Here is a 740-nt window from a genome sequence, read left to right as displayed (position 1 = left end):
CCCCGAGCAGCCCTCGTGACTGGCGCCGCGAAGCGCATTGGCCGTGCCATCGCGCTCGGGCTGGCGGAGGCCGGCTTTGACGTGGCCGTGCATTACGGCAGCAGCCTGGCGGAGGCGGAGGAGGTGGTGGCCGCCATCCGCGCCCTGGGGCGGCAGGCGGTGGCGCTGCGGGCCGACCTTTCGCGCGAGGCGGAGGTGGAGGCGCTGATCCCGGACGCGACGGCGAAGCTCGGGCCGGTCGGTGTGCTGGTGAACAACGCGTCCCGCTTCGAGCGTGACGAATGGGACGACGCCACTCGCGCGGGTTGGGACGCGCATCTGGAGCCGAACCTGCGCGCGCCCTTCGTGCTGACCCAGGCCATGGCGCTGGCCCTGCCCGAGGGGGCGGAGGGGGCGGTGGTGAACATGCTGGACCAGCGGGTGCTGTCGCTGACGCCGCATTTCGTCAGCTACACGATTTCCAAGGCCGGGCTCTGGGCCATGACGCAGTCCCTCGCCCTGGCGCTGGCGCCGCGGATCCGGGTGAACGGGATCGGCCCCGGGCCGACGCTGCCCAGCACGCGCCAGACCGAGGCGCAGTTCCGCGCCCAGTGCGAGAGCACGCCCATGCGCCGTGGATCGAGCCCGGAGGAGGTGGTGCGGGCCGTGATGGCCATCCTTTCCTTCCCGGCCATGACCGGGCAGATGATCGCCCTTGATGGGGGGCAGCACCTGCAATGGGCCCCTGCGCGTGGACAGGG

General features: G+C 72.4%; 1 protein-coding gene. It reads left to right on the top strand.

What is annotated here, in order from left to right; translation table 11 throughout:
- Nucleotides 1–740: SDR family oxidoreductase (locus GSE44_RS25105; RefSeq protein WP_159351544.1), on the top strand; the 740-nt coding region annotated here is incomplete at both ends.

This window comes from Muricoccus harenae (assembly GCF_009848505.1).
GTDB lineage: Bacteria > Pseudomonadota > Alphaproteobacteria > Acetobacterales > Acetobacteraceae > Roseomonas > Roseomonas harenae.
Note: the sequence above shows the minus strand (reverse complement) of the source record. Positions and strands in the feature narration are given on the sequence as shown.